Raw genomic sequence first — 24,467 nt, forward strand, 5'->3', positions numbered from 1 at the left:
CGCAATATAGTCATCCTGCGAGAGCGGGCCTACTCCCCTATTTCGCCTTTGCCGCGTCGAGCGCCAGGTTGAGCGCAAGAACGTTAACGCGGGGCTCACCGATCACGCCGGCGAAGCGGCCCTGCGTGTTCTGCGTCACCAGCTCGCGCACCGCGTCCTCGGACATGCTGCGCGCCTTGGCCACCCGCGGCACCTGGAACAGCGCGGCGTCCGGCGAGATGTCGGGATCGAGGCCGCTGGCGGACGTGGTCACGAGATCGACCGGCACGCTGGCAGTTGGATTCTCCGCCTTCAGCTTCTCGACATCTTCCTTGACCCGGTCGTTGAGCGCCTTGCTGGTCGGGCCGAGGTTGGAGCCGCCGGAATTGGCCGCGTTGTAAGGCGCCGGCACGGTCTTGGAGGCATCATTCGGATCCGGCGCGACCGTCGCCGACGGCCGGCCGTGGAAGTACTTGTCCTCCTTGAACTCCTGCCCGATCAGGGCAGAGCCGATCACCTTGCCGTCCTTCTCGATCAGGCTGCCTTGCGCCTGTCGCGGAAAGATGACGCCGGCGATTCCGGTGATGGCAAGCGGATAGGCCAGTCCCGTGATCGCGGTCAAAAGGACCAGCACGAGGATGGCGGGGCGGATTTCTCTCAACATGATAGGTCTCCGAATTCTAGGTCGTCATTGCGAGGAGCGAAGCGACGAAGCAATCCACACTTTCTTCGCGGACAGATGGATTGCTTCGCTCCGCTCGCAATGACGGTTCTGGTTAAGCCAGGCCCAGGGCGGCGACGATGAGGTCGATCGCCTTGATGCCGATGAACGGAATGATGATGCCCCCTAAGCCGTAGATCATCAGGTTGCGGCTGAGCAGCGCGCCGGCACCGACCGCACGGTACTTGACGCCCTTCAGCGACAGCGGGATCAACGCGATGATGATCAGCGCGTTGAAGATGATCGCCGACAGGATCGCGCTCTGCGGGCTCGTCAGGTGCATGATGTTCAGCACCTGAAGCTGCGGATAGAACGCGAGGAACATCGCCGGGATGATCGCGAAGTACTTCGCGACGTCGTTGGCGATCGAGAACGTGGTCAGCGCGCCGCGGGTCATCAGGAGCTGCTTGCCGATCTCGACCACCTCGATCAGCTTGGTCGGGTTGGAGTCGAGGTCGACCATGTTGCCGGCCTCGCGCGCGGCCTGCGTGCCGGTGTTCATGGCGACACCGACATCGGCCTGCGCCAGCGCCGGCGCGTCGTTGGTGCCGTCGCCGCACATCGCAACCAGCTTGCCCTTGGCCTGCTCGTCGCGGATCAGCTTGAGCTTGTCCTCAGGGGTTGCCTGCGCCAGAAAGTCGTCGACACCAGCCTCGGCCGCGATCGCGGCTGCGGTCATCGGGTTGTCGCCGGTGATCATCACGGTGCGGATGCCCATGCGGCGCAGTTCGGCAAAGCGCTCGCGGATGCCGCCCTTGACGATGTCCTTGAGGTGCACGACGCCGAGCAGCTTGCCGTCCTTGGCGACCGCCAGCGGCGTGCCGCCCGCCTTGGCGATCTCGTCGGCGATCGACTGGATCTCGCGCGCCTCAGCGCTCATTGTCGTGGCGACCGCGCGGACCGTATTGCCCGAAGCGACCGCACGCGGCGAGCCGCCGTCGACATAGCTGAGGATGGCGTCCACCGCGCCCTTGCGGACCGACGACGCACCGGCATCGATGCCGCTCATGCGGGTCTGCGCCGTGAACGGCACGAAGGTCGCGGCAAGCTCATGCATGTCGCGGCCGCGGATACCGTATTTCTCCTTGGCGAGCACCACGATCGAGCGGCCTTCGGGCGTTTCGTCGGCGAGCGAAGCGAGCTGCGCGGCGTCGGCGAGATCCTGCTCGGAGACGCCACGGATCGGCCGGAACGCGGTCGCCTGGCGGTTGCCGAGCGTGATGGTGCCGGTCTTGTCGAGCAGCAGCGTATCGACGTCGCCGGCAGCTTCCACCGCACGGCCGGACATCGCCAGCACGTTGAAGCGCACCAGGCGATCCATGCCGGCAATGCCGATCGCCGACAGCAGCGCACCGATCGTGGTCGGAATCAGCGTCACGAACAGCGCCACCAGGATCACGACCGAGATCGAACCGCCGGCATAGGCGGCGTAGCTCGGGATCGTCACGGTCGCGAACACGAAGATGATGGTGAGGCCGGCCAGCAGGATGTTCAGCGCGATCTCGTTCGGCGTCTTCTGCCGCTCGGCGCCTTCCACCAGCTTGATCATGCGGTCGATGAAGGTGGAACCCTGCGCCGCCGTGATGCGAACGCGGATCCAGTCCGACAACACCTGGGTGCCGCCGGTCACCGCCGAACGGTCGCCGCCGGATTCACGGATCACCGGGGCAGATTCACCGGTGATCGCCGCTTCGTTCACGGACGCAACGCCTTCGATCACCTCGCCGTCGGAGGGGATGTTGTCACCGGCCTCGACCAGCACGACGTCGCCGACCTTCAGCGAGGTGCCCGGCACCATGCGATAGGTCCGGTCCGTACCGGTGAGCAGCTTGGCCTGGCTGTCGGTGCGGGTCTTCTTCAGCGATTCCGCCTGCGCCTTGCCGCGGCCTTCGGCGACGGCCTCGGCGAAGTTGGCGAACAGCACCGTGAACCAGAGCCAGAGAATGATCTGGAAGGTGAAGGCGAGGTTTGCTCCGCCGGTGACGAGGTCACGGATGAAGATCACCGTGGTCAGCGTGGCCACGATCTCGACCACAAACATGACCGGGTTCTTCACCATCAGTCGCGGGTCGAGCTTGACGAAGGCCGAGCTGATCGCCGGCACCAGGATCTTGGGGTCGAGCATTGTCGATCCCCTCGCCTGCTTCTGTTGTTTTGCGGTTTCCATGGAGGTCACTCCGGTCCAATTCGATCAGAACAGGGTATTGGCGTTCATTGCGAGGTGCTCGACGATCGGTCCGAGCGCCAGCGCCGGGAAGAAGGTGAGGCCGCCGATGATCAGGATGACGCCGACGACGAGGCCGACGAACAGCCCGCCGGTCGTCGGGAACGTGCCGGCAGACGGCGGGTGCGACTTCTTCTCCGCGAGCGAGCCTGCGATAGCCATCGCCGGCACGATCATGAAGAAGCGGCCGACGAACATCGCGCAGGCGAGCGTCAGGTTGTAGAAGAAGGTGTTGCCGGTGAGGCCCGCGAACGCCGAGCCGTTATTGCCGGTCGCGGACGTGTAGGCATACAGCACCTCGGTGAAGCCGTGCGGGCCGGCATTGGCCATCGACGCCACCGCCGACGGCAACACCACGCCGACCGCGGTCCAGCCGAGATACATCAGCGGCAGCACCAGGATCGCAAGCATCGCCATCTTGACCTCGCGCGCCTCGATCTTCTTGCCGACATATTCCGGCGTGCGGCCAACCATCAGGCCTGCAACGAAGATCGAGATGATCACGAAGATGAGCATACCGTAGAGACCGGCGCCGACGCCGCCGACGATGATCTCGCCGAGCTGCATGTTGATCAGCGGGATCATGCCGCCGAGTGCGGTGAAACTGTCATGCATGGCATTGACCGCGCCGCACGACGCGGCAGTGGTGACCACGGCGAACAGCGAGGATGCAACGATGCCGAAGCGCACCTCCTTGCCCTCCATGTTGCCGCCGGTCAGGCCGAGCGCCTGCAACATCGAGGTGCCGTTGGCTTCTGACCAGTACGCTACGGTGACACCTGCGAGGAACAGGACACCCATCACCGCGAGGATGGCCCAGCCCTGGCGCTCATTGCCGACCATGCGGCCGAACACGTTGGTCAGCGCGGCGCCGAGCGCAAAGATCGAGACCATCTGGATGAGGTTCGACAGCGCGGTCGGGTTCTCGAACGGATGCGCGGCATTGGCGTTGAAGAAGCCACCGCCATTGGTGCCGAGCATCTTGATCGCAACCTGCGATGCCACCGGCCCGAGCGCGATGGTCTGCTTGCCGCCTTCCAGCGTGGTGGCGTCGACATAGGCGCCGAGCGTCTGCGGCATGCCCTGCGAGACCAGGAACAGCGCATAGACGATGCAGATCGGCAGCAGGACGTAGAGCGTGCAGCGCGTGACGTCGACCCAGAAATTGCCGACCGTGCGCATCGACGAACGAGTGAAGCCGCGGATCAGCGCCATCGCCAGCGCGATGCCGGTCGCCGCCGACAGGAAGTTCTGGTGGGTCAGGCCCAGCATCTGGACCAGATAGGACAGCGTGCTCTCGCCGCCGTAGTTCTGCCAGTTGGTGTTGGTGATGAAGGAGATCGCGGTGTTGAAGGAGAGATCCTCTGATACCGCGGTCTGGCCGGCCGGGTTGAACGGCAGCACCGCCTGCAGCCGCATCAGGCCGTAAATGAGGGCGAAGCCGCCGACATGGAACAGGAGCATGGCAACCGTATAGGTCAGCCAGTGCTGCTCGCGCCGCTCGTCGACGCCGCCGACCCAGTAGATGCCGCGCTCGACCGGGCGCAGCACGGGCGAGAGGAAGGTGTGCTCGCCGTTGAACACGCGGGTCATGTACCAGCCGAGCGGCTTGACCAGCGCGACCACGATCGCGCAAAACAGAATAATTTGAATCCAGCCGATGACGGTCATTGCGTCATACCTTTCGAATGGGTGCGAAGCGCAGCAGCGACGCGAGCATCCCGAGCAACAGCCCGGTCAGCACCGCGTCGGCGAACAGAATTGTGCAAAGCGCGAGCATCCGAGCCGCCTAGAAGCGTTCGGGCCGCAGCAATGCGTAGGTGAGGTAGAACAGCAGGCCGAGCGAGACGAGGCCAGCGAGCGAGTAATCGAAGATCATCGCCGCCTCCCTTACAGCCGTTCGCAGGCGTAGGCGTAGCCGATGCCGGCCGCGAAGAAGCCGATCGCGAGCGCCGCCATGAGAATGTCCATCATGAGAGACTCCTATGCATCCGAGGGGCGCGGGACGACCGTATAAGGGCGCCGCGCCGGATGACGGGTGAGGTGCCATCCGAGGCATAGGTTTTCGAGAGGTGGCGCATAAGGACGTTATAGGAATCCTATAAGTGGCGATCCGGTCTCCGCCGTCGTCCTGGCGAAAGCCAGGACCCGTACGCCGCGGCTTCAGGAAACGGCACGCGGATAGACATTGAGCCTGCAATCGACGGCAGTGGTAATGGGTCCTGGCTTTCGCCAGGACGACAGGTGTTCCATCCTTATGGAATCCCTATATCTCCACCCCTCGCCTCATCTCGTTTTCAAATGGCGGTCCGGCCATTTTGAGCCTGCGGCCAATACCTTGGGCCGTGCTTCGACGAGACGACGTCATGTCAGTGCTATCCCAACACACCTCCGGCGACCTGGGCGACCGGCTGCGCGACGCCTACACTGTCACCGCCGAGTTCATGGCCGACATCATCAGCCAGACCTGCCGGCGTTTTCCCTCGACTGGACAGAGCGGCAAGAGCGCCCGTGTCGAGCGCCTGATCCAGTCCGGCGCCTGGACTGATGCAGCGATCGCGCTGCTTGACCTCGAGCTGCCGCAATGGCAGATCCGCCGCCTGGTCTATGACGAGGGCGAGTGGTACTGCGCGCTGTCGCGCGAACGCGAGTTGCCCGACTGGCTCGACCAGTCGATCGAAACCCGCCATGTGGATCTCGCGCTCGCGATTCTTAGCGGCTTCGTCGAGGCGCAGCGGATCTCGACGCCCGAGAACCGCACCAGCGTCCCGACCGTCCGTCGCAACGCCAGCCCGCTCTACGAGCCGCTGTTCGTCGACAATATCGGCTGATGGCGGCGCCGTCGTGAACGCGAAACAACTGCCGCAGCAGCTGCAGTCGGTCCAGGTCATGGTCCGGTTCGGTTTCCGGCTTGCCATCATGATCGGCTTTGCCATGTTCGCCGGCGCAGGCTTTGGCAGGGGCCTCGTCACGCTATTGTGGATGTCGGCCGTGATCTGCGCGTTCGTCGGGATCGCCAAACGCGAGATGCCGTTCGCCGCAAATCTCAATCACTGGGACGAGATGACCGCCTACGTCGCGCTGTGTGCGCTCGGGACCGGCATCGTCCAGCACATCTGAAATCATCCCTGAAAAATCCTATGCCGCTCCTATGAAGTCGGCCGTCCGCCGCGCTCGATTTCATATCCGGCAAGACAGACATTGAACGCGTGACTTCCATCTTAAGGACTGCAATCGTGAAACTCGTCGAACCTCCCTCGTGTAGCGCAGCGTCCACCATTGTCTTCATCGGCCGCAACCAGCGCGGCCAGTGGGTCGCCCAGCAGCAGAACGGCCTCTATGGCGGCCTGTTCGTCAACCGCGCCCAGGCCGTCAAATACGCGCTGTTCGAGAACGGCCAGCACCCCGAAATGATCGTCGAGCTGTCGCGCGAGCTCGAGCTCGATATGCGCGGCGAGACCGCGCCCCTCCCCGCAAGCCGCGTGGCCTGAGCCACCCCATGACTGCGAAAGTCACTTTGGAAACGGCTGCGAAGGCGGATTCGGCGGCATGGCTGTCGGGCTTCATCCCCGATCTTCCGACCCCCTTCAGCCACCTGGACGAGATCGACACTGATGCGTTCGGCCGGCTGTGCGAGCGTCAGATCGCGGCCGGCGCTTCGGCGCTGGTGGTCGGCGAGACCGCAGGTGAAAGCTCGACGCTCGAGCCATCCGAGCGCGCGCAGCTGGTTCACATCGCAGCCCACGTCGCGCGCAAGCGGGTCCGCATCATCGCCGGCGCCGGGTCGAACGCGACGGATCGCGCCGTTACGTTCACGCGCGCGGCGGAAGCGGCCGGCGCCGATGCCATCATCTCGGTCGTGCCGTATTACAACAAGCCGATGCCGCGGGGCATGGCGGCGCATTTCCGCGCCGTCGCCGCGGCCACGACATTGCCCGTGATCCTGCACGATATTCCCGCGCGGACGGTGAAAGGCCTCGCGGACGAGACGCTCGTTGAGCTCGCAGCATCGCCGCGCATCATTGGACTGCGAGATGGCAGCAGCGATGTCGCCCGCCTCAGGCGCCTGCGTCCACGCCTGCCGGCAACATTCCGGATGCTGACCGGCGACGACACCGTGTCGCTCGCCTATATGGCCGCCGGCGGTGACGGCTGCATCTCGTCGGTCTCGAACGTCGCGCCCGATTTGTGCGTGGCGGTGGCCCGGCATCTGCGTGAGGGCCGCCTGTATCAGGCGCGCGAGCTGCATCGGCGGCTGGTCCCGCTCGCGACGCTGCTCGAGCGCGAGCACCCCGCCGCCCTGAAATTCGTACTGGCGCTGTTGGGGTTCATGCAGCCGGCGACGCGGCTGCCGATCGTTCAGCTCAACGGACCGGCGAAGGCCGAGATCGCGCAGGCGATGACTGAAATCGCCGACGAATATCTGGCCGTCGCGCACTGAGCATGCCGCAACGCAGGCCATCGCAATGCACAATGGGACCTGCGCACGGCGTCGGTGACACCGCGCCATATTGAGGTTCCGGAACGGCGCCCCATATCCACGGCAAGGGAGTGCTTGCCGTGCAGACCTTCAAGGCGGCTCTCGTTGTGGCGATCGCCCTGGTCGCTCTGGTTGTTTCCATTGGTCCCGGTACGGCCGCGGACAACAACCGTCTTGCCCTGACCATTTCAATCGATGGCGCGATCGGGCCGGCATCGGCCAGCTACGTCAAGGATGGCCTGGCGAAGGCCGCCGAGCGGCACGCCGAGATCGTCATTCTGCGCCTGAATACGCCGGGCGGTCTCAGCACCAGCATGCGCGAGATCATCACCGACGTGCTGGCCTCGCCCGTTCCCGTCGTCGGCTATGTTGCGCCCTCCGGCGCCCATGCCGCGAGCGCCGGGACCTACATTCTCTATGCGACCCATCTCGCGGCGATGGCGCCCGGCACCAATATCGGCGCCGCGACGCCGGTGCAGATCGGTGGCCCGATGCCGGGTCTGCCTGGCAGCACCCCGGACAAGGACGGCAAGGACCAGAAGGACGGCGGCAACCCGTCCACGGCCAAAGATACCATGACGGCGAAGGTGACGAACGATGCCGTTGCCTTCATCCGCAGCCTCGCCGAACTGCGTGGCCGCAATGCCGACTGGGCCGAGAAGGCGGTCCGCGATGCCGCCACCCTCTCCACCAGCGCCGCGTTGCAGGCCCATGTCATCGAGTTCACCGCGCATGATCCGACCGACCTGCTCAGGCAAATCGACGGCCGGACGGTGGAGCTCGCCGGCGGCAAGACCCAACGCCTGGCGACGAAGGACGCCGTGATCGAAGCCATCGATCCGACCTGGATCTCGCGCGTGCTTGCGGTGATCACCGACCCCAACATCGCATTCGTTCTCCTGATGGTCGGCGTCTACGGCCTGATCTTCGAATTCATGTCCCCCGGCGCCGTGGCGCCCGGAGTTGTCGGCACGATCTGCCTGCTGCTCGGGCTCTACGCGCTCAACATGCTGCCGATCAACTACGCCGGCTTCGCCCTGATGCTGGTCGGGATGGCGCTGCTCGCGATCGAAGCCTTCAACCCGACCGTCGTGATCGGCCTCGGAGGAATAGTTGCCTTTGTCCTCGGAGCCGCCATGCTGTTTCGGATCGAGGCGCCCGGATATCGGCTGTCATGGCCGCTGGTCGGCATCGTGGCGGCGATGTTTGCTGGCCTCATCCTGGTCGTGCTCGGGGCACTGCGCCGCGCGCGCAACGGTCCGCTGCGGACAGGTGCGCAAGCCATGCGCGGGCTACCGGCCGAGGTGCTCGACTGGTCCGAGACCACGGGTCACGTCTTCACCAATGGAGAACGCTGGCAGGCGCGTGGCACCGAGGCGTTCAAGACCGGAGAGACGGTCGAGGTGGCCAACATCGTCGATTTGACGCTGGTGGTGCGGCGTGCGCCGGCTTCCGCCGGCGAAGGAGGTACAGCATGATGCTTGATTATTTCACCTATGCGGCGGTCGTACTGCTTGTCATTATCTTCCTGACCCAGGCCGTGCGCGTCCTGCGCGAATACGAGCGCGGCGTCATCTTCACGCTCGGCCGCTTTACCGGGGTGAAGGGCCCGGGGCTCATCATCCTGATTCCGGTGGTGCAGCAGCTCGTGAAGGTCGATCTCAGGGTGATGGTGCAGGTGGTGCCGCCGCAGGACGTGATTTCCCGCGACAACGTCTCGGTCAAGGTCAACGCCGTCCTCTACTTCCGCATCGTCGATCCCGAGCGCGCCATCATCAAGGTCGGCGACTACATGGCTGCGACCAGCCAGCTTGCCCAGACCACGCTGCGCTCGGTGCTCGGCAAGCACGAGCTCGACGAGATGCTGGCGGAACGCGACAAGTTGAACGCCGATATCCAGGAGACCCTCGACAAGCAGACCGACGTCTGGGGCATCAAGGTCACCGCGGTCGAGATCAAGGATATCGATATCAACGAGACCATGGTGCGGGCGATCGCCAAGCAGGCCGAGGCGGAACGGTTGCGGCGCGCCAAGGTGATCAATGCGATGGGCGAGCAGCAGGCCGCCGAGAAGCTCGTCGAGGCCGGCCGGATCCTCGCCCAGGAGCCGCAGGCGATGCAGCTCCGCTATTTCGCCGCGCTGCATGACATCGCCGGCGAACGCTCATCGACCGTGGTCTTCCCGCTCCCGATGAATCTGCTCGATCACCTGACGCGGCGAAGCGAAGCCACCTGACCCGGCTGATGCTTGGCCCGCCACGCCGGTCCCGGGCCGCGCATGTAATGCGCCTCGGGCCGGTAGCCGCTGATCGGCTCCTCGCCGATCCAGGCGAGGAATTTGAGCATGCCCTCCGCGGCGCGACGCAGCAGGGCAGCGATCAATGAAGCCGCGCGCATCTCAGTAGTCCCACTTCTCGCCGAGCACGACCGGCGGGCGCGGATATTTCTCGGCATCGCCGCCGAGCAGGCCGACATGGAGATGGGTGCGCGCCCAATCCTCATGGCCGCGATGCAGCAGCAGCTCGTTGCGCAGCCGATGGATCTTGGCGGCGGCGATGGCGCGGTGGATGGTTCTGAAAGCGAGCCCGATCCGCCGGATCGTCCGCCGCAGCGTCGCCGGCATGGCGCCGGCCGAACCATGCGGCCGGGCATCGTGGTAATGGAGCAAGGTCATGTCCCACCTTCCAGTCGGCGGCGCGCGCGAGCGCACCGCGTCACGGCAAAGATGCTGGGAAGGCCGTAGGAATTCGAGAGGGCCGGCAACCCTGTCACATAGCCGCGGCATAAGCGGCCGGACGCGCCGGGCGGATCGCGGCCATGCCGCAAATCGCGAGATTTCGGACATTTTTAGCCTCGATCGGCGGCGCGAGGGGCCGGTTTACGGTCGGCAGCAAGACCGGTAACCTCGCCTGCCAATACGACGTGGAGACTTCCCATGCGGCCCAAGGATCAGATCAACTGGATGCTGACGGATGCGATCGAGGCGCTCGCCCGCGCCGAACGGTTGCACCAGAGCTTCCTCAATTTGCACCCGCGCGGGGGCGGCAGCGAGCCGAGCTGGGAACCGCCGATGGACGTGATCGAGACCGAGGAGGAAATCCTGATCCTGGTCGCGCTGCCGGGGGTCGACCCCGACGAGGTCGAGGCCGCGCTCGACGGCGGCACGCTGGTGATTTCCGGCCGCCGCACCCTGCCCGCTGAGCTGCGCAACGCCCGCATCCTGCGCCTCGAGCTGCCGCAAGGCCGCTTCGAGCGCCGCATCACGCTGCCGACCGGGCGCTACACCATCAGCCGCTTTGCCGCGCATGGCTGCGTCGGCCTGCGGCTCGGAAAATCGAGCTGAGGGATTTCGACATGGCCGCATCCGACATCTCAAATCTGGCGAGCTCGGCGCCGATCCCGAGCGACGCAACGATCATCGTCCCGGTGCGCAACACCGTGCTGTTTCCGGACGTCATCATCCCGATCACGATTGCGCGCGCGACCTCGATTGCCGCGGCGCAGCAGGCGGTGCGCGAGCAGCGGCCGATCGGCATCCTGCTGCAGCGTGATCCCGAGGCCAACGACCCCGGACCCGACGGGCTCTACCGTGTCGGCACCATCGCCAACATCGTGCGCTACATCACCGGCGCCGACGACAGCCATCACCTGGTCTGCCAGGGCGTGCAGCGCATGCGCGTGCTCGACTATCTGCCCGGCACGCCGTTCCTCGCCGCGCGTGTGTTGCAGATCCCCGAGCCGACCACCACCTCGCCGGAGATCGAGGCGCGCTTCCTCAATCTGCAACGCCAGGCGCTGGAGGCCGCGCAATTGCTGCCGCAGACGCCGCCCGAACTGATCGCCGCGCTGCAGGGCACGACGTCGCCGGCGACGCTCGCCGACCTCGCGACCTCCTACATGGACATCAAGCCGGCGGAGAAGCAGGACATCCTCGAGACCGTCGATCTCGTGGCGCGGATGGACAAGGTGTCGCGGCATCTCGCCGAGCGCATCGAGGTGCTGCGGCTGAGCCAGGAGATCGGGCAGAAGACCAAGGCGGTGTTCGACGAGCGGCAGCGCGAGGCGATCCTGCGCGAGCAGATGGCGACCATCCAGCGCCAGCTCGGCGAAGGCGACGGCAAGGCTGCCGAGGTTACCGAGCTGACCAAGGCGATTGCGGATGCCAAGATGCCGCCGGAGGCCGAGAGCCAGGCGCAGAAGGAATTGCGCCGCTACGAGCGGATGCCGGAGGCGGCCGCCGAGTCCGGCATGGTGCGCAGCTATCTCGACTGGCTGATCGACCTGCCCTGGAGCCTGCCGGAGGAGAAGCCGATCGACATCGCCGAGGCGCGCAAGATCCTCGACCAGGACCATTACGGCCTCGAGAAGATCAAGAGCCGCATCATCGAATATCTCGCGGTGCGCAAGCTCGCGCCCGGCGGCAAGGCGCCGATCCTCTGCTTCCTCGGGCCGCCCGGCGTCGGCAAGACCTCGCTCGGGCAATCGATCGCCCGCGCGATGTCGCGCCCGTTCGTTCGTGTCTCGCTCGGCGGTGTGCATGACGAGGCCGAGATCCGCGGCCATCGCCGCACCTATATCGGCGCGCTGCCCGGCAACATCATCCAGGCGATCAAGAAGGCCGGCGCGCGCAATTGCGTGATGATGCTGGACGAGATCGACAAGATGGGCCGCGGCATCCAGGGCGATCCGTCGGCCGCGATGCTCGAAGTGCTCGACCCCGAGCAGAACTCGACCTTCCGCGACAATTACCTCGGCGTGCCGTTCGACCTCTCGCGCGTCGTCTTCATCGCCACCGCCAACATGCTCGACGGCGTCCCCGGCCCGCTGCTCGACCGCATGGAGCTGATCAGCCTCGCCGGCTACACCGAGGACGAGAAGCTCGAGATTGCCAAGCGCTATCTGGTGCGGCGCCAGCTCGAGGCCAACGGGATCAAGGCCGAGCAGGTCGAGATCGAGCCGGACGCGCTGCGGCTGATCATCAAGAGCTACACCCGCGAGGCCGGCGTCCGCAATCTCGAGCGTGAGATCGGCAAGGTGCTGCGCAACGTCGCGGTGCAGATCGCCGATGGCAGCACCAGCCATGTCACCATCGCACCGAAGGACATCGTCTCGCTGCTCGGCCAGCCCAGGTTCGAGAACGAGATCGCGATGCGCACCAGCATTCCCGGCGTTGCCACTGGGCTTGCCTGGACGCCGGTCGGCGGCGACATCCTGTTCATCGAGGCCTCGCGCACGCCGGGCCGCGGCGCGCTGATGATCACCGGACAGCTCGGCGACGTGATGCGCGAGAGCGTGCAGGCCGCGCTGACGCTGGTGAAGAGCCGCGCGTCCCAGCTCGGCATCGATCCCGCCGTGTTCGAGAAGAGCGACATCCACGTCCACGTTCCGGCCGGCGCCACGCCCAAGGACGGCCCGAGCGCGGGTGTCGCGATGTTCACCGCCCTCACCTCGCTCCTGACCGATCGCACCGTGCGCAGCGACACCGCGATGACCGGCGAGATCTCGCTGCGCGGCCTCGTGCTGCCGGTCGGCGGCATCAAGGAGAAGGTGGTCGCCGCTGCGGCCGCCGGCCTGACGCGGGTGATGCTGCCGGCGCGCAACAAGCGCGACTACGACGACATCCCCGCCGGCGCCCGCGCCAAGCTGGAGTTCATCTGGCTCGAACGCGTCGACGAGGCGATCGCCGCAGCGCTGGAGCCCGCCAAGGCGACGCCCGCCGCCGCGGAGTGACCGCTTCCCAATAGCAAAAGGGGCGTGCAGCGACCGCTGTCACGCCCCTTGAACCCAGCGCATTCCGGAGCGGCCGATTCTCAGGTTTTCTCAGCTCTTGGCCATGCAGTCCGAGATATAGAACCAGCGGTCGTCGCCGGTCAGGCCCTTCTGCTTCACCTCTTTGCGGCAGGCCTTGAGCTTGGGCTTGTTGGCGCGCCACTGCTCCTTCATGGCCTTCAATTTCTCCATCGTGAGCTTGATCTTCGACGGCTTGGCGGTGGTGGTGGCCGCCGGTGCTGGTGTTGCCGGCGCCGCGGTCTGGGCCGACGCGGCATGAAGCCCGAGGGCGAGCAGCGCGGCGGCAAGGCAAATCCGGGTGCGAAACATTGAAATCCCCCAATCCGATTTCTGTTCATGAAATAGAGCGAATACCGCGGGCGCCGGGAATCGGCGGCCCGCGGCGATGATGGTCGCGATCAGAGGATTTTGACCGCGCTGAGCAGCGTCATGTAGATGCCCCAGGCCAGCGGAATGCCGACGAACAGCCAGAACAGGGCCGCCTTGGCGTCGAGCCCGCCAAACCCGATCCCGTAGGAACCGTGCGGTCCGGCCGCAGCGGCGCTGGCGCTCGCATCCTGCAGCTTGGCGACCTCGGCGTCGCTCATGTGCCACTTCGAATCGACCGGCTTGATCAGGTAGTTGCAGATCAGTCCCGCGATCAGCATGGCGCACAGGATGTACATCGTCGTGTTGTAGAGCTGGTCGCGCGGCACGCCGGCGGCAAGCTGGAATTCACGGATGTAGTTCACCACGACCGGGCCGATGATGCCGGCGGTCGACCACGCCGTCAGCAGGCGGCCATGGATCGCGCCGACGAACTGGGTGCCGAACATGTCGGCCAGATAGGCCGGCACGGTGGCGAAGCCGCCGCCATACATCGACAGGATGATGCCGAAGCCGAGCACAAACAGGAGCTTCGAGCCCATCGCGGCAAAGGTCGGCGCCAGCGCGTAGAGCGCGATGCCGAGGATGAAGAACGTGTAGTATGTGTTCTTGCGGCCGATCTTGTCCGACAGCGACGCCCAGAAGAAACGGCCGCCGATGTTGAACAGCGACAGCAATCCGGCAAAGCCGGCGGCGATCGCCGCGATCTGCGCCTTCTGTCCAGCATCGAGCGCGTTGAAGCCGACATTGGGCAGGCCGATCAGCTTGCCCGCAAAGATCTCTTGCAGCATCGGCGAGGCCATGCCGATCACGCCAATGCCGGCCGACACGTTGAGGCAGAGTACCCCCCAGATCAGCCAGAACTGCGGCGTCTTGTGCGCATCCTTCAGATGGACGTTCTTGGTCGAGATCATCGCGTTGGCCTTGGCCGGCGGTGTCCAGCCCTCGGGCTGCCAGCCGGCCGGCGGAATGCGATAGCGGAAGGCACCAATCATCATGAACACGAAATAGATCGCGCCCATGGCGAGGAAGGTTTCCCAGACGCCGACCGAGGTCGGGGTCTTGAAATAGTTCATCAGCTTGTCGGCCAGCGGGGCGCCGATCATCGCGCCGCCGCCGAAGCCCATGATCGCCATGCCGGTCGCCATGCCGCGACGATCGGGGAACCATTTCACCAGCGTCGACACCGGTGAGATGTAACCGAGGCCGAGGCCGACACCGCCGATCACGCCGGATCCAAGCCACATCAGCCAGAGCTGATGCGTGTAGACGCCCAGCGCGCCGATCACGAGGCCTCCGGCCCAGCACAGCGCCGCGACGAAGCCGGCCTTGCGCGGACCGACCTTCTCAAGCCAGCCGCCCCAGATCGCGGCTGAGACGCCGAGCAGCACGAAGAAAAGCGTATACATCCACCCGAGGCTCGCGACCTTCCAGTCGCAAGTGGTCGTGAACAATTCCTGGACCAGCGAAATGTCCGGGCAGGCTTTCGGCGCAGTCAGGCCGATCGCGCGCGACAGCGGCAGCCAGAACACCGAGAAGCCATAGGCCATGCCGATGCACAGATGGATGCACAGCGCCGCCGGCGGCACCAGCCAGCGGTTGAAGCCGGCGGTCGCGATCGTGTGGTCCTTGTCGAGGAAACCTGCACCTGCCGCGGATACGCGTCCGGCGCTGCTCATTGTGGTCATTGACTCCTCCCCTGCAGCCGCCGTTACGTCAGGCGCATCTGCGTCTTCGATCCCGTCTCAACCCTTTGCGGCCACCGTCAGGCGACTGCTCCGCACATTTCCTCGATGCGCCGGGACCAACCACGCGCATTCCGCAAATGCTAACCCCCAATACGACCGGATATGCCCAGCAGTACAGCCCGTGATCTGGACGCAGGCCGGCCGTCGTCCGTCGCTGTGCCCAATCCGGGTCCACAGCTCGTCTTCGCAACCCTGCGGAGATTATCAATTCGCGCAGAATGGAAAATAGGTGTCGATTGGCAAAAGGTAGATATCTAGCCAGATCTAGCGCGTACGCGGCGCTGCAGCATTTGAATTGTCTATCGTTCCATTCGCCTTTTCGATCAGGAAAATGATCCGGGTATCGCTTCGTTCGGTGATCTCGACCTTGTCGCCGGTCTCCTGGATGAGGGCCGGGATATCGATCACCGAAAGCGGATCGGTGCAGTGCACTTCGAGGAAATCTCCCGCCGTCACGCTCTTCAGCGCCTTGCGCGTCTTCAGCGCAGGCAGCGGGCATTTCAGGCCGGTGAGATCGAGCTTCATCGTGGTCATGGTTCGACCATGGCGAAGCCGTCATGCATCGTCAACGGCGGCACCTTCTCACCCTGTCAGCTTTCCGCCGCGGCCGAAGCGAGCACATCGTCGACCGGAATAGCGGAGCGCAGCATCAATTCGGCGACGTCCTCGATGTCGTCGAGATGCGCGACCGGCAGCCTGGTTTCGACCGCGACGTCGCTGGCGATCCCGACCACGCGCGGGTCGTCCGGAAACAGCAGCGGCTTGCCGTTGGCGGCGCGATACACCTCGATCTTGTTGACCGGCTCGCGCTTGAATCCCTCGACCACGACCAGATCGACTTGCGCCATCTTGGCGAGCAGTTCCGGCAGCCGCGGCTCGCTCGCGCCGCGCAGTTCGTGCATCAGCGCCCAGCGCCGGGTCGAGGACACCAGCACCTCGGTCGCGCCGGCCTGCCGGTGCACCCAGGAGTCCTTGCCGGGAACGTCGACATCGAATTCGTGATGGGCGTGCTTGATCACGGAGACGCGCAAGGCCCGGCCAAGCAGATAGGGGATCACCCGCGACAGCAGGGTGGTCTTGCCGGCTCCGCTCCAGCCCGCGAGGCCTATCACTTTCATACGCAATCTCCGCAGACATATAACGTCCAATGCTGCTTATATCAGCCTTGACGCAATGTCATGCCAGCCCCGCCAGCGGATGGCGATCGATCAGGCTCCCGGGAGGATCGCCTTAGGAAGCTCCTGGACCAGCTGCAGCAGTGCAAATGCGAGCAGACCGCCCATAAGGGCAATATTAACGGCATTTGCCGTACCAGTTCTCCCGATCAATGGGAGGCCTGTCCAGTGCCCAATCGTGATGGTGTTCGAGACGCCATAAGCCTGAAGAACAGGGTTCTGGTCACCGCGATCTTTCTGGCATCGGGCGCGGCATCCCTGATCCTCCAGGTTCTCTGGTTCAAGCAACTGCAATTCGTGCTGGGAAGCGCGACCGTCTCCGTAAGCGTTACGGTGGCGAGCTTCTTTTTCGGGCTCTCCCTGGGCAGCGCTTTCGGGGGCCGGATCGCCGACACCGTCAGCCGCCCCCTGAGAATCTATGGCTTTCTCGAACTCGCGCTCGCGGTCGTTTCCCTGGCGGTGACCGCGTTCCTGTCGCATTGGTCGACATGGGTGGGCTGGCTGTCGCCCATGCTGGACCTCGAGTCTCCACTCCGGTTGCCGCTCATGGTCGCGCTGTCGCTCGCCATCCTGTCGCTGCCGACGATGCTGATGGGCGCGACCCTGCCCTTCCTCGTGAAATTCCTGACCCGCACGCAAACCGATCTCGCCAATCGCATCGGCCTGCTCTACGGGTTCAACACCCTGGGCGCCGCGATCGGCACCCTGGCCGTCGGCTTTGTCCTGATGGGCGTCTGGGGGATCACAGGATCGGGCCTCGTCGCGGCAGGCCTGTATGTCTGCGTCAGCGGCGTGGCCCTGCTCCTCGCGCGCGGCGCAAGCCCCCTGTCGCCGGTCGCCGCGGAAGCGCCGGCGCAAACCGCCGGACCGGGGCATCGCGGGACGTCCATGCTCATCGCGATCTTCGCGTGCTCCGGATTCGTGTCCATCGCCTATGAAGTCGTCTGGTTCCGCTTCCTGACCAATGTCAGCACCTCGAGTGTTTACGCCTTCTCCGGCATGCTCGGCGTTTACCTGCTGGGCTTGGTGATCGGCGCCCTGATCTGCGCGAGGCTGCTCGCACCGCGCAAGGATCAACTGCTGCGATACTTCGCCGTCACGCAGCTGCTCATCGCGGTTGCGGCCACGCTGACCGTCGGAATACTCGGCAAGGCGCGCACGGTGGAAGCAGCGCTGTCTCCCATCGTATCGGGCCTAGTTCCAGTCCCGGCGCAGGCGCTCTTGGGAGGTGACGTTTCATTCTTCCTGATCTGTGCCGTTGCCCTGTTGTTGCCGACCACGCTTATCGGCATCAGCTTTCCCCTGGCCAGCGAATTGACCGTGATGCAGATGAGCGCACTGGGCAGCCGGATCGGCACGCTCTACGCCTTGAACACGATTGGCGGCGTGGTGGGCTCCCTGTCGGCAGGGTTTCTTCTGATCCCCTATCTGGGCAGCCAAGGGGCGCTCACCGCCCTGATTGTTCTGAACGTGCTGCTCTTTGTCGCGACCACCGTATCGCAACCGGGTCTTGTGAAAGAAAGCAGCCTGTGGCGGCAAGGGGCAGTCGCAGCAAGCATCATCACCGCAGCGCTCCTGCTCTTCACCCCACATTATCTGGAACGGGTCCTGACCGCGATCGAAGGCGGCAATGTCCTCGAACTGCGCGAAACCAAACAAGCAACATTTGCGGTGGTCGAGTATCGCGAGAAGGCGGCGGGCACCTATCAGCAGCTGGTGGTGAATTCGAAGAGCTATGCCAACAACCGTCCCGAGGGCCGACGCTACATGGCCGCGATGGGGCACTATCCCATTCTGCTGCACCCGGGCCCGGTTGAAACGGCTGTTGTGATTTGCATCGGGACCGGAACCACGGTGGGTGCGGTCAGCACCCATCAGGAACTAAAATCCATCGACGCGGTCGATCTGGCTCCGACGGTTTTCGAGTTTGCGCCCCACTTCGTGCCGATCAACAAGCAGTTCTATCAAAATCCCAAGGTCCATCAGATCGTCGCGGACGGGCGCCACTTCCTGCTGGGAACCAACGAGACATTCGACGTCATCACCCTCGAGCCCCCGCCGCCCCATGACGCCGGCGTCATCAACCTCTACACAGAGGAATTCTATGCGCTGGCAAAGCAGAAGATGCGCCCCGGCGCCGTTCTCGCGCAGTGGGTGCCGCTGGATTTCAACCGCGGCATTCTTCCGAAGATGATCCTCAAGGCCATGATGGGCCAGTTCAAGCACGTCTCCCTGTGGCTGCCGTCCAGAATGGAAGGCGTGGCCATCGCCTCCGATGAACCGCTGACAATCGATCCTCGCGTGCTCGCCACGCGCATGTCGAAGCCGGGGGTGGCTGAAGACCTGACAGCCAACGGCCTGCGCTCGCCCGAGGATTTCCTGGCGACGTTCATCGCCGCTGATGAAAAGCTCGCGGCCTTTGTCAAGGATGTGCCTAGCCTCACGGATGATCGGCCGCGCCTCGAATATTACAACTGGTATCCGCTCAGTTCGGTCAGCGTGGACGAACTGAAGCGCCTCCGCGAGCCCGTCGAAACTTATCTTGCCGACAAATCCATCGACGAGGCCCGTCTCGACACCGCGCGCACGGTGGCCAATGCGATTCTGGATGAGCACCAGGCCACGGCTGAGGGCGACAAGTCCGCGGCCCGCGCCGCGCTTCGCCTGGCCGTCAAACTGGATCCGGATAACTCCTACGTCGGCTTCCTGGACCGCAAGCTGCGCGAGTGATCGGGCAACCTCCTGGAGGATCGCCTTCGGAGACTATCCAGCGGATATACCTCGAAGTTTCCAATGCACCGGTCGACCGGAACACGATATTGTGGCGTACCGGAGCACCACCTATGCCTCGCTCGCCTTCGATCGTGCCGCACCAAATCGACCACGACACCTATCTGGTGCTGAACGATTTCGGCCGGCTCGGCCGCGCCTGGTGCGAGACCGACGAGGAAGGCACCGACCGGAAGACGCTGATCCGTCGCCTCCTCGATGACCAGTACAGCCATCCGGTCCGCATCATAGCCTTCAATACCAGCGAAGGATGGTCGCGCGACGTCACGACCGATATTGCCGACGAGCTGCGGCGCCGTTTCGTCGAATACGATGAGATCCCGCGCTCCGTGCTGGAGTTCGTCGAGATGGCCATGCGGCACTGAGCTGGATCCGCCACCGCGCCGAGACGTGCGGCAAAACAACCCGACGGGCAACTCTCTTCAGCAACAACACCTTGTGGTTATGAGTCCCTGCTTTCGCAGGGACGATGATTGAGGTGGGCAATACCACACGTTCACCGTCGTCCTGGCGAAAGCCAGGACCCATTACCCCAAATCTCAATTGGTGCGCGACGCTGGGGCCACAGCCCTCTTCAACAACACGAACCTGTGGTTATGGGTCCTGGCTTTCGCCAGGACGACGGCGGTGAATGTCGTGGATCGCCTACGCCGGCCTGAACCCCGCCGCTGTCAATGCAGCCCGTCGCTCATCCGATGCCAGCGCGTCGAGAAATGCCTGCACCGCAGGCCGCTGCTTGCGCACTGTGACCAGCGCGAAGTCGTAGTGCTCTTCGGCAAGCGGAATGAAACCGAGCCCGGACGCACGGGCGACCGGCGCGATGGTCATGCCCCAGTCCGCGCGATGCTGCGCCACCGCGGCTGCAACCGCGTTGTGCGAGCGCGGCTGATTCCAGTAGCCGTCGGGCCGGCCGCCCGCCAGCAGGCGATCGATCAGGATGCGCGTGCCGGCGCCCTGGTTGCGATTGACCATGATGCAGGCGGGATCCGCCAGCGCGGCGCGAACCGCCTCTTCTGCGCTCAAGCCGGCAAAACGTGTATCGTCCTTGCGGAACACGATGCCCTGCATGCGCCGCCAGCCCGGCACGAGCTCGAGGCCATCGGCCAGATACGGCGTGTTGTAGGTCTCGGTCTTGTCGTCGAACAGATGGATCGGAGCGAGATCGCATTCGCCGCGCTTGGCGGCGGCCAGCCCACCGAGACTGCCGACCGCGATCGAACGCACCACAAGGCCGGCCTGCGCCAGCGGTGCGGTGACGAGATCGAGCCCGGTACAATGGCTGCCGACGATGACCAGATCAGGCACCCGCACATGCGGCGTGAACAGCGTCACCTCGGCGTCGCTGCCGGCCGGCAGCTGGTCGGCAAGCGCCTCGATCTTCAGGAAGCCGTCGGCCTGCGCGAACGAAGTGATCGCCCCCGAGCCCTTGCCGCTGGGATAGGCGATCAGGCCGTCGGCGCCTTCGACCAGCGACACCATCACGAACTCGGTACGCCCGAGCTCGGAGGCGATCCGCACCGGCACCTTCGCCGCCACCTTGGCATCCGGCCGCGGCGGCAGGCCGGCCATTCGCCGCAGCACCGGCACAATCATGTCGTGGAAGGTGAACATCGCCGAGGTCGGAAAGCCCGGCAGGATGATTACCGGCTTGCCGTCGCAGACCGCAAGGCACAGCGGCTTGCCCGGCTTCAGCGCCACGCCATGCGCGATGATGCCGGGCTTGCCGAGCCTGCCGATGATCCGGTGCGAGACGTCGCCCGCGCCCTTGGAAGTGCCGCCCGACAGCACCAGCATGTCGCTGTCCGCCAGCGCCTTGCGCATCGCGGCTTCGAGCATCGCCTCATCGTCCGCGATCGCGCCAAGGAACGCTGCGTCACCGCCGTTCTCGGCAATCGCCGCGGTGACGATCGCGCCATTGGTGTCGTAGATCGCGGCCGGCCGCAGCGTCTCACCGGGCTGCACCAGTTCGTCGCCGGTCGAGAGGATCGCGACGCGCGGCCGGCACGTCACGACGACTTCGGCGATGCCGCAGGCCGCGAGCATACCGATCTCGCGCGAGCCAATGATCGTGCCCGCGCGCAACAGCGCCTCGCCGCGCGCGATGTCGGAGCCGGCATAGGACACGAACTGCCCCGGCGACACCGCGCGCCGGACCTCGATGGCACCATTGCCAGCGGGTTGGGTGTGCTCGACCATCACGATCGCATCCGCACCGCGCGGCACCGGACCGCCGGTCGCAATCGCAGTCGCGGTGCCCGGGAGCACCGGCCGGGTCGGCGCGGTGCCGCACGAAATGGTCTCGTCGTTCAGCGCGAGTTGCACCGCCGCGCTCTCGCCTGCGCTTGCGAGATCGGCGGAGCGCACGGCAAAGCCGTCGACATTGGAGCGATCGAACGGCGGCACGTCGATCGGCGCCACCACGTCCTCCGCCAGCGCGCGGCCGAGCGCGTCAGCGAGCAGCCGCGTCTCGGATGGCAATTGGCGCGGGAACAGCGCCGCCTCGAAGCGCGAGATCGCCTCCTCGCGCGACAGGATGGTCAGGAACTGGTCCTGCTCGACGGATGGGCTGGGTTTCGGCGTGAAAATATTGGTCATTTCGGGAACTCACTCCCGCAACATATAGGCATCGACAACCGTGCCCGCAGCGAAGCCCTCCGCGGCGCCGGGCACGATCAGCAGGCCTTCGGCACGCGCGATGGCATCGAGCGACAGGTCCCCGATCGCAAGCGCCGCCCAAAAACCTTGCTGAGAGCCTTGCCGACGCGTCAGCAGCACGACCTCCGCTATGCCGACGCCGGAGGCGATCTTGCGTTCCAGCGGCAGGGCAAGCGATTTGCGCGGGCGTCGGCCCGACAGGCGGTCGAGCAGTGGAAGCGCAATCGCCCACCAGGCTGCGAAAGCCTGATCCGGCGCGCCCGGCAAGGCGACGACCGGCGTTGCGTCGATCCGGCCGACCGCTGCGGTGCGCCCCGGCTGCAACGCAATGCCGTGCGCGATCAGCGTGCCGCACCTCGCCAGCGCATTCACCGCCGCATCGGTGTGGCCAACGCCGGTGCCACCGATCGCGACGATCAGGTCGCAGCCGGCGGTCTCAAGTGCGTTTGCAATTGCCGTCACGTCGGGCGCCGCCTCGGCATAGACGATCTCAGCGCCCGCGAGGCGCGCGGTGTCGGCGATCAGTTGCGCGGTCAGCTGGCCGTTGCAGATGTTGACGATGCGAAGCCGGGGCCGCCGGACGCGCAACAGGTCCAGTCCGGCCGCGCGTGCGAGCAGCAGACCGCGCGGCAGCAGCGGCTCTCCCGCCGTGATCACGGCACGCCCAACCGCGATGTCGCTGCCGGCACGCCGGACGCCCTGCCCCGGGATGGCTTCGGCGAGCACCTGCGGAAGCGGACCGGAGGTGTCGACGGCATCGGCATCGACCACGCAGTCGGTGCCGTCGGGCATCGCCGCGCCGGCCGCCACCCAGACCGGCGGTCCGGCCAGCGGCAGCGGCGCATAGGAGGACGCACCGACCAGATCATTGGCGCGCATCGCCCAGCCGTCACCAACGGCGATGTCATGCAACGGGTATGCGCGCAGGGCCGGCATCTCGGCTGCAACGCAGCGCAAGGCGTCGGCCGGCGGCAGCTCGATCGGCTGGACCGGCGCGAGGTCGCGCAGCACGGCGGCCAGCGCCGCATCGAGCGGGGTGAGCGAAGCCGGAAGGCGCTGGGCGGTGACCATGGCCCGCTATGGACTGAATCGGCCGCGAAGGAAACCGCCTCGGGCCGGTCCCGACCTTCGTCATTAGACCGATGGCGCGTTGACGCGGACCCCAAACTAGTTGCAAAAGAAACCAATATGACCGGGTCCCGGAGGCCCGGCACAACCATAATGGCCAATGCGCCAATTCAGGAGGGAGACAGAATGATCGCCACCAGACTAGCCATGTTCGGGACGCTCGCAGCCGCACTGCTGGCCTCCTCGGCCGTATCGGCACAGGTATCCGACGACATCGTCAAGATCGGCGTGCTGACCGACATGAACGGCCCGGCCTCGACGCCGACCGGACAGGGCTCGGTCACCGCCGCGCAGATGGCGGTCGAAGATTTCGGCGGCAAGGTGCTCGGCAAGCCGATCTCGGTGATCGTCGGCGATCACCAGCTCAAGCCCGACATCGGCGCGACCATCGCGCGACGCTGGTATGACGTCGATCAGGTCGACCTCATCGTCGACGTGCCGGTCTCGGCGGTCGGGCTCGCGGTGCAGAACATCGCCAACGAGAAGAAGAAGCTGTTCATCACGCATTCGACCGGCGCGACCGATTTCCACGGCAAGTTCTGCTCGCCCTATGCGATGCAGTGGGTGTTCGACACTCGCGCGCTCGCGGTCGGCACCGCGCAGGAGGTGGTGAAGCGCGGCGGCGACAGCTGGTTCTTCATCACCGACGACTACGCCTTCGGGCACTCGCTGGAGAAAGACGCCTCCGCGATCGTGACCAAGAACGGCGGCAAGGTGCTCGGCGCGGTGCGGCCGCCGTTTGCGACGCCCGATCTGTCGTCCTTCATCCTCCAGGCGCAGGCCTCGAAGGCCAAGATCATCGGCATTGCCGGCGGACCGCCCAACAACACCAACGAGATCAAGACCGCCGCCGAGTTCGGTGTCTTCGCCGGCGGGCAGCAGATGGCCGCGCTGCTGGCCTTGATCACCGACGTCCACTCGATCGGGCTGTCGGCCGCGCAGGGCCTGTTGCTGACCACCTCGTTCTACTGGGACATGGACGACAAGACGAGGGAATGGTCGAAGCGCTATTTCGCCAAGATGAACCGGATGCCGACGATGTGGCAGGCCGGCGTCTATTCCTCCGTGACCGCCTATCTGAACGCAATCAAGGACAGCGGCACCGACGATCCGCTCAAGGTTGCGGCCAAGATGCGCGAGAAGCCGGTCGAGGATTTCTTCGTCCGCAACGGCAAACTGCGCGAGGACAATCTGATGGTGCACGATCTCTGGCTGGTGCAGGTCAGGACCCCGGCCGAGTCGAAGTATCCGTGGGACTACTACAAGATCCTGGCCAAGATCTCCGGCGAAGACGCGTTCGGTCCGCCGGACCCGGCGTGTGCGTTGGTGAAGAAATGAGATAGGCGAACAGCTGATGGGGAGTAGCGAATAGATGGGGTCATTCGCTATTCGCCACTCACCATTCGCCGCG

The 24,467-nt window shown here is 65.2% G+C and carries 23 protein-coding genes; 11 read left to right on the top strand and 12 right to left on the bottom strand.

Annotated elements, in window-relative coordinates; translation table 11 throughout:
* Positions 1-37 precede the first annotated feature (37 nt).
* The 4 genes from Q0030_RS33210 to Q0030_RS33225 form a co-directional block, all read right to left on the bottom strand.
* On the bottom strand, positions 38-643 hold the full coding sequence (locus Q0030_RS33210; RefSeq protein WP_298377014.1) for a K(+)-transporting ATPase subunit C: 606 nt from the start codon (positions 641-643) through the stop codon (positions 38-40).
* 112 nt (positions 644-755) lie between these two features.
* Positions 756-2,867, bottom strand: a complete 2,112-nt coding sequence (kdpB, locus tag Q0030_RS33215; RefSeq protein ID WP_298377018.1) for a potassium-transporting ATPase subunit KdpB — start codon at positions 2,865-2,867, stop codon at positions 756-758.
* A 24-nt stretch (positions 2,868-2,891) separates the two neighbouring features.
* Entirely contained in the window at positions 2,892-4,595 is a 1,704-nt protein-coding gene (gene kdpA / locus Q0030_RS33220; protein ID WP_298377020.1) for a potassium-transporting ATPase subunit KdpA, read from the bottom strand.
* 118 nt (positions 4,596-4,713) lie between these two features.
* A complete protein-coding gene (locus Q0030_RS33225; RefSeq protein ID WP_016846764.1) occupies positions 4,714-4,803 on the bottom strand; it encodes a K(+)-transporting ATPase subunit F in 90 nt (29 codons plus the stop codon).
* Positions 4,804-5,290: 487 nt separating this feature from the next.
* Between Q0030_RS33225 and Q0030_RS33230 the strand changes: the two genes are divergently transcribed.
* From Q0030_RS33230 to Q0030_RS33255, 6 genes are all read left to right on the top strand, one after another.
* The gene (locus Q0030_RS33230; RefSeq protein ID WP_298377023.1) at positions 5,291-5,755 is read left to right on the top strand and encodes a hypothetical protein; all 465 of its coding nucleotides are present in this window, start codon (positions 5,291-5,293) and stop codon (positions 5,753-5,755) included.
* A gap of 13 nt (positions 5,756-5,768) precedes the next feature.
* Positions 5,769-6,044: a hypothetical protein gene (locus Q0030_RS33235; RefSeq protein ID WP_298377026.1), complete on the top strand. Its 276-nt coding sequence runs from the start codon at positions 5,769-5,771 to the stop codon at positions 6,042-6,044.
* Between the two features lie 116 nt (positions 6,045-6,160).
* Complete coding sequence (locus Q0030_RS33240; RefSeq protein WP_298377029.1) at positions 6,161-6,415, top strand: hypothetical protein; 255 nt, start codon at positions 6,161-6,163, stop codon at positions 6,413-6,415.
* Between the two features lie 8 nt (positions 6,416-6,423).
* Positions 6,424-7,365: a 4-hydroxy-tetrahydrodipicolinate synthase gene (gene dapA / locus Q0030_RS33245; RefSeq protein WP_298377031.1), complete on the top strand. Its 942-nt coding sequence runs from the start codon at positions 6,424-6,426 to the stop codon at positions 7,363-7,365.
* A gap of 119 nt (positions 7,366-7,484) precedes the next feature.
* The gene (locus tag Q0030_RS33250; RefSeq protein ID WP_298377034.1) at positions 7,485-8,882 is read left to right on the top strand and encodes a nodulation protein NfeD; all 1,398 of its coding nucleotides are present in this window, start codon (positions 7,485-7,487) and stop codon (positions 8,880-8,882) included.
* A complete protein-coding gene (locus Q0030_RS33255) occupies positions 8,879-9,640 on the top strand; it encodes a slipin family protein (RefSeq protein WP_298377037.1) in 762 nt (253 codons plus the stop codon). The genes Q0030_RS33250 and Q0030_RS33255 overlap by 4 nt, the downstream gene beginning before the upstream one ends.
* Here the strand turns inward: Q0030_RS33255 and Q0030_RS33260 are convergent.
* Together Q0030_RS33260 and Q0030_RS33265 are read right to left on the bottom strand one after the other, a co-directional pair.
* Positions 9,610-9,801 (bottom strand): hypothetical protein, encoded by a 192-nt coding sequence (locus Q0030_RS33260; protein ID WP_298377040.1) that lies wholly within the window; start codon positions 9,799-9,801, stop codon positions 9,610-9,612. The genes Q0030_RS33255 and Q0030_RS33260 overlap by 31 nt on opposite strands.
* Before the next feature lies 1 nt (position 9,802).
* A complete protein-coding gene (locus Q0030_RS33265; RefSeq protein WP_298377042.1) occupies positions 9,803-10,078 on the bottom strand; it encodes a hypothetical protein in 276 nt (91 codons plus the stop codon).
* A gap of 261 nt (positions 10,079-10,339) precedes the next feature.
* Between Q0030_RS33265 and Q0030_RS33270 the strand changes: the two genes are divergently transcribed.
* Entirely contained in the window at positions 10,340-10,747 is a 408-nt protein-coding gene (locus Q0030_RS33270) for an Hsp20/alpha crystallin family protein (protein ID WP_298377044.1), read from the top strand.
* An 11-nt stretch (positions 10,748-10,758) separates the two neighbouring features.
* On the top strand, positions 10,759-13,134 hold the full coding sequence (lon, locus tag Q0030_RS33275) for an endopeptidase La (protein WP_298377046.1): 2,376 nt from the start codon (positions 10,759-10,761) through the stop codon (positions 13,132-13,134).
* A 90-nt stretch (positions 13,135-13,224) separates the two neighbouring features.
* Here the strand turns inward: lon and Q0030_RS33280 are convergent, their stop codons facing one another.
* The 4 genes from Q0030_RS33280 to mobB form a co-directional block, all read right to left on the bottom strand.
* Positions 13,225-13,503 carry a hypothetical protein gene (locus Q0030_RS33280; RefSeq protein ID WP_298377047.1) on the bottom strand — a complete coding sequence of 93 codons (279 nt, stop codon included), beginning with the start codon at positions 13,501-13,503 and terminating at the stop codon, positions 13,225-13,227.
* 89 nt (positions 13,504-13,592) lie between these two features.
* Positions 13,593-15,248 (bottom strand): OFA family MFS transporter, encoded by a 1,656-nt coding sequence (locus Q0030_RS33285; RefSeq protein ID WP_298377050.1) that lies wholly within the window; start codon positions 15,246-15,248, stop codon positions 13,593-13,595.
* 324 nt (positions 15,249-15,572) lie between these two features.
* The gene (locus tag Q0030_RS33290) at positions 15,573-15,842 is read right to left on the bottom strand and encodes a sulfurtransferase TusA family protein (RefSeq protein WP_298377052.1); all 270 of its coding nucleotides are present in this window, start codon (positions 15,840-15,842) and stop codon (positions 15,573-15,575) included.
* Between the two features lie 56 nt (positions 15,843-15,898).
* The gene (mobB, locus tag Q0030_RS33295) at positions 15,899-16,426 is read right to left on the bottom strand and encodes a molybdopterin-guanine dinucleotide biosynthesis protein B (protein ID WP_298377055.1); all 528 of its coding nucleotides are present in this window, start codon (positions 16,424-16,426) and stop codon (positions 15,899-15,901) included.
* Positions 16,427-16,651: 225 nt separating this feature from the next.
* On the opposite strand from mobB, the gene Q0030_RS33300 reads away from it, so the two are divergent.
* Together Q0030_RS33300 and Q0030_RS33305 are read left to right on the top strand one after the other, a co-directional pair.
* Positions 16,652-19,213, top strand: coding sequence for a fused MFS/spermidine synthase (locus tag Q0030_RS33300; protein ID WP_298377056.1), 2,562 nt, complete (start codon positions 16,652-16,654; stop codon positions 19,211-19,213).
* A gap of 113 nt (positions 19,214-19,326) precedes the next feature.
* Positions 19,327-19,638, top strand: a complete 312-nt coding sequence (locus Q0030_RS33305; protein ID WP_298377058.1) for a hypothetical protein — start codon at positions 19,327-19,329, stop codon at positions 19,636-19,638.
* Between the two features lie 280 nt (positions 19,639-19,918).
* On the opposite strand, the gene Q0030_RS33310 is transcribed toward Q0030_RS33305, so the two are convergent.
* Entirely contained in the window at positions 19,919-21,868 is a 1,950-nt protein-coding gene (locus Q0030_RS33310; protein WP_298377061.1) for a molybdopterin biosynthesis protein, read from the bottom strand.
* Between the two features lie 9 nt (positions 21,869-21,877).
* Positions 21,878-22,999 (bottom strand): molybdopterin-binding protein, encoded by a 1,122-nt coding sequence (locus tag Q0030_RS33315; RefSeq protein WP_298377063.1) that lies wholly within the window; start codon positions 22,997-22,999, stop codon positions 21,878-21,880.
* A 204-nt stretch (positions 23,000-23,203) separates the two neighbouring features.
* Between Q0030_RS33315 and Q0030_RS33320 the strand changes: the two genes are divergently transcribed.
* On the top strand, positions 23,204-24,394 hold the full coding sequence (locus Q0030_RS33320) for an ABC transporter substrate-binding protein (RefSeq protein ID WP_298377110.1): 1,191 nt from the start codon (positions 23,204-23,206) through the stop codon (positions 24,392-24,394).
* Positions 24,395-24,467 lie beyond the last annotated feature (73 nt).

This window comes from uncultured Bradyrhizobium sp. (genome assembly GCF_947648125.1).
In the GTDB taxonomy this organism is placed as follows: Bacteria; Pseudomonadota; Alphaproteobacteria; order Rhizobiales; family Xanthobacteraceae; genus Bradyrhizobium.

Bases quoted from the DNA above. Each gene is read 5' to 3' on its own strand.
- Q0030_RS33210 (WP_298377014.1), bottom strand. From the start codon at position 643: ATGTTGAGAGAAATCCGCCCCGCCATCCTCGTGCTGGTCCTTTTGACC.
- kdpB (WP_298377018.1), bottom strand. From the start codon at position 2,867: ATGGAAACCGCAAAACAACAGAAGCAGGCGAGGGGATCGACAATGCTC.
- kdpA (WP_298377020.1), bottom strand. From the start codon at position 4,595: ATGACCGTCATCGGCTGGATTCAAATTATTCTGTTTTGCGCGATCGTG.
- Q0030_RS33225 (WP_016846764.1), bottom strand. From the start codon at position 4,803: ATGATCTTCGATTACTCGCTCGCTGGCCTCGTCTCGCTCGGCCTGCTG.
- Q0030_RS33230 (WP_298377023.1), top strand. From the start codon at position 5,291: ATGTCAGTGCTATCCCAACACACCTCCGGCGACCTGGGCGACCGGCTG.
- dapA (WP_298377031.1), top strand. From the start codon at position 6,424: ATGACTGCGAAAGTCACTTTGGAAACGGCTGCGAAGGCGGATTCGGCG.
- Q0030_RS33255 (WP_298377037.1), top strand. From the start codon at position 8,879: ATGATGCTTGATTATTTCACCTATGCGGCGGTCGTACTGCTTGTCATT.
- Q0030_RS33260 (WP_298377040.1), bottom strand. From the start codon at position 9,801: ATGCGCGCGGCTTCATTGATCGCTGCCCTGCTGCGTCGCGCCGCGGAG.
- Q0030_RS33265 (WP_298377042.1), bottom strand. From the start codon at position 10,078: ATGACCTTGCTCCATTACCACGATGCCCGGCCGCATGGTTCGGCCGGC.
- Q0030_RS33270 (WP_298377044.1), top strand. From the start codon at position 10,340: ATGCGGCCCAAGGATCAGATCAACTGGATGCTGACGGATGCGATCGAG.
- lon (WP_298377046.1), top strand. From the start codon at position 10,759: ATGGCCGCATCCGACATCTCAAATCTGGCGAGCTCGGCGCCGATCCCG.
- Q0030_RS33280 (WP_298377047.1), bottom strand. From the start codon at position 13,503: ATGTTTCGCACCCGGATTTGCCTTGCCGCCGCGCTGCTCGCCCTCGGG.
- Q0030_RS33285 (WP_298377050.1), bottom strand. From the start codon at position 15,248: ATGACCACAATGAGCAGCGCCGGACGCGTATCCGCGGCAGGTGCAGGT.
- Q0030_RS33290 (WP_298377052.1), bottom strand. From the start codon at position 15,842: ATGACCACGATGAAGCTCGATCTCACCGGCCTGAAATGCCCGCTGCCT.
- mobB (WP_298377055.1), bottom strand. From the start codon at position 16,426: ATGAAAGTGATAGGCCTCGCGGGCTGGAGCGGAGCCGGCAAGACCACC.
- Q0030_RS33305 (WP_298377058.1), top strand. From the start codon at position 19,327: ATGCCTCGCTCGCCTTCGATCGTGCCGCACCAAATCGACCACGACACC.
- Q0030_RS33310 (WP_298377061.1), bottom strand. From the start codon at position 21,868: ATGACCAATATTTTCACGCCGAAACCCAGCCCATCCGTCGAGCAGGAC.
- Q0030_RS33315 (WP_298377063.1), bottom strand. From the start codon at position 22,999: ATGGTCACCGCCCAGCGCCTTCCGGCTTCGCTCACCCCGCTCGATGCG.
- Q0030_RS33320 (WP_298377110.1), top strand. From the start codon at position 23,204: ATGTTCGGGACGCTCGCAGCCGCACTGCTGGCCTCCTCGGCCGTATCG.